Consider the following 5,074-nt stretch of genomic DNA (forward strand, 5'->3'; position numbering starts at 1 on the left):
AAGGTAAATTATACAACTTGCCTTTTAACATGAATACATTTTATGCTATGTGGGGGGTTAAAACGCCGGAAGAAGCCAAAAAAATTATCGAGCAGCAAAAGAAAAAGGCAAAAGTCGATATCCCTCTAAATCTCGAAGAACAAGCGATCAATCTTGTCGGAAATGATATCTATCAAACTCTAATCAAAGGATATACAGAAAAGCAGTGGGGGCGTGACTGTAAAGATCTTCCTCCTTCAATTATTAAGCGTCTCCCCGTACGATTTACTTTCGACAACAATTACTTTAATGCTAAATATCAAGGTATTCCTGTTAATGGTTATACTAAATTAGTCGAAAAACTTTTAGAGGGCTCAAAAGTTTGTTTGAATAGTGATTTTTTGACGCAACGAGATGAACTTAAAAAAGTGGCTCATAAAATAATTTATACTGGCCCAATCGATGCTTTCTTCGATTATTGTTTCGGAGCACTTGAATATCGTTCCTTGCGTTTTGAGACTGAAGAGTTGCCTGTTGATAATTTCCAAGGTGTAGCCGTTGTGAATTATACCGAACGAGAAATTCCGTATACTCGCATAATTGAGCATAAGCACTTCATGCTTAATTGCGAAAATAAACAAACGACAATTTTAAGCAAAGAATATCCTGATAATTGGGATTTGTCTAAAGAACCATATTATCCTGTTAATGATGAAAGAAACACAGCTCTCTACAATAGATACTATGAGCTTGCTAAGTCGCAAAACGATACAAGTTTGATTTTTGGAGGCCGTTTAGGTTCCTATCGTTATTATGATATGGATAAAGTTATCGAAGCGGCTCTGAGCTTAGCAAAAAAAGAGTTATAAAATATAATCCTGAAACTCTATTAAAAACAGCGGCTCCGATCGAGTCAGAATTCGGAGCCGCGTTTTTTTATTTTTAAGTTTTCAAATTTACGAGCGAGCTTTTTAGCGAACTCCACGCCTGGCTGATCGAACGGATTTATCTTCAACAGCCGTCCGAAAAGTGCCGTTTTGTGCTCGTACAATGACATAAAGGAGCCGAGCATTTCGGGAGACAAATCTTTTAACGCGATAACCATGAGACTGTTGTAAAACTCTTCCGTTTCTCTGGTTATCAATGCTTCGGCCTGTGCATCCGCATTGGCGTTAAGAACTCGCGTCATCTTTTCATGCGAATGCCCGACGTCGGTCACTTTCACGAGATCGATGCTCGTGCACCAAGTCCCTTCGCGCAGCCATTGGTAGAAGCTGTGCTGACCACAGTTGCCGTTGCTGCCCCAAATGCCCTGACCCGTTCTCGTCCGAACTCTCTCGGATCCGTCGGCAAGAACGCACTTGCCGAGTGATTCCATTTCAAGCTGCTGCAGCCATGCCGGCATCATGTCGAGTCGGCAGTCGTACGGCACCAGACACCTTGACGGGATTTCAAGCTTCGTCGCATCCCAATAGGCCAGCAGTGCCATTAGAATCGGCAGGTTTTCCGAAATAGGTGCATTGAGAGCATGCTTGTCCATTGCATTCGCACCACGAAGGAAAGAGAGGAATGTCTCTCGACCCAATCCAATGGCAAGCGGCAGCCCGATCGCGCTCCATACCGAGAAGCGGCCGCCCACCCAGGGCCAGATCTTGAAGCCGTTCTCTTTTCGGAGGCCCAACGATTCGGCGGCATTCTCCTTTGAAGACACCGTTACGACGTGTTCGTTGCGGCTTTCTCCGGTGATGCCCGCCCGGGCAAACCAGGCATCAACCATTTCGGCGTTCACCATTGTCTCGCGAGTGCCGAAACTCTTCGATGAAACGATGGCGAGCGTCGACTCGGGGCGGCATCGGCTCAAGATGCGATCAAGCAGGGTGCCGTCAACCGTTGAAAGGAAGTGGAGATTGATCGTCGGGTTGAGCGGCTGCAGCGCATGCCACACCGCATGCGGTCCCATCTCCGACCCGCCGATGCCGATGTTGATTACATCCGTAATTTTGCCTTCGCTGCGAATCCGGTCCGCGAAGGCAAGCATGCGTTCACGCTCCGCGTTGACTTCTTCGTAGAAAGGCGCGGAAGCGTCAAATGCACGAAGCGACGTATGCAATGCCGCGCGATTTTCCGACAAATTGACGACTTTTCCGTCGCACATCCGGCGAAACGAACCCTGCAGATCGATTTCTTCCGCATAGTGAATGAAATCGTCGAGATCCGTCTGCGTCAAACGCTGTCTGGACAAATCCAACGTAATGCCGCAGGCGGAAACGGAAGTACGAGTTCCGGTCTCCTTAAGGAGAGGTTTGTTCATGGTCTTCTTCTTTTTGTTATTGAATGTTCAGAGCTGGAGCGACACGGAGCATTTCGTCAATGAAACATCGACGAATCCGCTCAAGCGATTCAGGAGTATCGCCTTCAAAGCGCAGAACGATGACGGGCGTCGTATTTGACGCGCGTGCCAGTGCAAATCCGTCCCGCCACTCGACGCGTACGCCGTCAATCGTTATGGCGGATTCCGCATCGTTGAAACGACAATGCTTCTGGAAATCGGCAATGAACCGCTTGTTTTCCCCTTCCTCCGTCGGGATCTGGATTTCCGGCGTGTTGACCGCATTCGGGAGCTCATGAAGAACCCTTGAAGGCGTTTCACTTCTCGAGAGAATTTCAAGAAGACGAACGGCGGAATAAAGACCGTCGTCAAACCCGGTCCATCGTTCGTCGTTGAAGAAGAGATGTCCGGACATTTCACCGGCGAACGGCGCTCCGGTTTCGCGGAGCTTGGCCTTGACAAGCGAATGCCCGGTTGGACTGATGACGGGGATGCCGCCCTTTTCGCGAATCCAATCGACGAGCTTGCGGGAGCATTTGACGTCATAGACAATCTCTGCACCCGAATGCGAGCGAAGAATGTCTTCTGCGAAAAGCATCATGAGGCGATCTGGATAAATCACTTCGCCTTCGTTTGTCACGACGCCGAGACGATCGCCGTCGCCGTCAAGTGCGAAGCCGTAGTCTGCGTCGACTTCCTTCACCTTGCGAATCAGCATTTCAAGGTTTTTCGGTTTGGACGGATCCGGATGGTGATTCGGGAAATGCCCGTCCACGTCGCAGTAGAGGGGAACAACTTCAACGTCGAGCGTCGAAAGGATGCGAAGCATGACGGGCCCTGCAATGCCGTTGCCGGCGTCAACCACAACCTTAAGTCGACGGGAAATTCGAACGCCGTCAATCACCTTTTCAACATACGGCGTACCGGCATCAACACGTTCGATAGAGCCTGGCGCGACGGCAGTAAGCCAGTCCTCGCGTTCAATTCGTTCACGAACGTTTTGAATTTGATCGGCAAAGAGCGTGACGCCGGCCACCATCATTTTGAGACCGTTGTATTCCGGCGGATTGTGCGACCCGGTGACTGCAACACCCGTGCCGCAATCAAAGTACTTGGTTGCGTAATAGAGTACGGGAGTGGGCACGGCCCCGACATCCAGAACGTCCATGCCTGTCGAGGCAATGCCTTCCACCAAGGCGCTCTGAAGCCGCTCGCCGGTCAGTCGACCGTCACGGCCCACACAGAAGCGCCTGACGCCCTTGTCAAGCGCCATGCTGCCGAGAACTCGGCCGACCGCGCGAACCGCATCCTCCGTAAGCGTTTGGTCGACCACGCCGCGGATGTCGTAAGCCTTAAAGATCGAGGCGTCGACTTTCATTTTTTTGACCCTCCTTATTTCTATATGCCGTCTCAATCTGCGGCGATCATGAAGCCGCGCTTCCTGGCAAAGTGAACCGTGGCGTCAATGAAGCCCTGCTTGGAGCCGCAGTCGAAACGCCGGCCTTCGAAGCGATAAGCCGAGCAATGCACATTCCCGAGAGAGGCAGCAATTGCGTCGGTGAGCTGGATTTCGCCGCCCGCACCGGGCTTTTGCTGCGCCAAATACTCGAAGATCGAGGGGTCGAATACGTAGCGGCCGATCACGGCTTCGGTCGAGGGTGCAACAGCCGGATCCGGCTTCTCAACGATGCCCGACACGTCGAACCGGCGCTCATCATCCGTCGAAGACGCGGATACGATGCCGTAGCGCTTGGTGTGTTCGCGCGGGACCTGCTGCACGGCCAAGACATTGCCGCCGCCTGCGCGCTCGCGTGCTTGCATGAGCTGTTTGGTGACAGAAACGTCCGCGTCAACAAGGTCGTCGGCGAGGATGACGGCAAAAGGTTCGTTCCCGACAACAGGACGTGCACACAGGACGGCGTGACCGAGACCGAGCGGCTGCGGCTGACGGATGTAGACGCAGGTAACGCCGGCAGGCACGATGGAACGAAGCGTCTCGAGAAGCTCCTTCTTCCCCTTTTCCTCAAGCTCACGCTCGAGTTCGGGACGGTTGTCGAAATGGTCTTCGATGGCACGCTTGGTACGGCCGGTAACGAAGATCATTTCGGTGATGCCGGCAGCAACCGCTTCTTCAACCGCGTATTGAATCAGCGGCTTGTCGACGACAGGGAGCATTTCTTTGGGCATGGCTTTAGTTGCCGGTAAAAAACGGGTGCCCAGACCATTTACGGGAAATACGGCTTTCATATTATCGATATATCTCAAAGATGCTTTAAATTGAAATCGTAGGTATTGTCAGTATCCCAGTTTATACCCTTTTTTATTATTTTTGCTGGAATCCCTGCAATCACACAATTGGCAGGAAATTCACCTCCACACAATAGAGCTCGAGTACCGATAACACAGTTATTACCAATCTTTGAGTCTTTAAGAATATCGACCTTACTTCCAATCCAAACATGATCTCCGATAGATATTCCAAAATCTGGTTGATTTACAACTTTTTTCGAATCTATTTCGAAAATAGTATGTCCGTCCGATGTTCGGATACTTATCTCAGAAGAAAAAAGACAATTTTTTCCGATTTTGACATCGATAAAAGGTTCTGTCCAATTATAAATATCGACAGCATGCAGATGAACTTCTTTGCCAATAATGCATCGATTAAAATTTTTTAAAGTGATATTTAATCGATTATAGACTTTTAATCCACCTTCAATAACAACACACGAATTACTTCCCATTTTTACGGTCAGATTATTCGCA

5 protein-coding genes are annotated in these 5,074 nt (G+C 49.8%); 1 reads left to right on the plus strand and 4 read right to left on the minus strand.

Features of this window, described 5'->3' with window-relative positions; translation table 11 throughout:
• The coding region (gene glf, locus H6A60_RS10895; RefSeq protein ID WP_205104525.1) for a UDP-galactopyranose mutase at positions 1-848 on the plus strand (848 nt) is incomplete at its 5' end.
• 44 nt (positions 849-892) lie between these two features.
• Here the strand turns inward: glf and H6A60_RS10900 are convergent.
• The 4 genes from H6A60_RS10900 to H6A60_RS10915 all read right to left on the minus strand — a co-directional run.
• Positions 893-2,290 (minus strand): phosphoglucose isomerase-related protein, encoded by a 1,398-nt coding sequence (locus H6A60_RS10900; protein ID WP_205104528.1) that lies wholly within the window; start codon positions 2,288-2,290, stop codon positions 893-895.
• A gap of 16 nt (positions 2,291-2,306) precedes the next feature.
• Entirely contained in the window at positions 2,307-3,686 is a 1,380-nt protein-coding gene (locus H6A60_RS10905) for a phosphomannomutase/phosphoglucomutase (protein WP_205104530.1), read from the minus strand.
• Between the two features lie 32 nt (positions 3,687-3,718).
• On the minus strand, positions 3,719-4,555 hold the full coding sequence (galU, locus tag H6A60_RS10910; protein WP_205104532.1) for a UTP--glucose-1-phosphate uridylyltransferase GalU: 837 nt from the start codon (positions 4,553-4,555) through the stop codon (positions 3,719-3,721).
• Positions 4,556-4,569: 14 nt separating this feature from the next.
• A partial coding sequence (locus H6A60_RS10915; protein ID WP_439145082.1) for an acyltransferase occupies positions 4,570-5,074 on the minus strand: 505 nt, incomplete at its 5' end.

It is taken from the genome of Sutterella massiliensis, assembly GCF_016899755.1.
In the GTDB taxonomy this organism is placed as follows: domain Bacteria; phylum Pseudomonadota; class Gammaproteobacteria; order Burkholderiales; family Burkholderiaceae_F; genus Sutterella; species Sutterella massiliensis.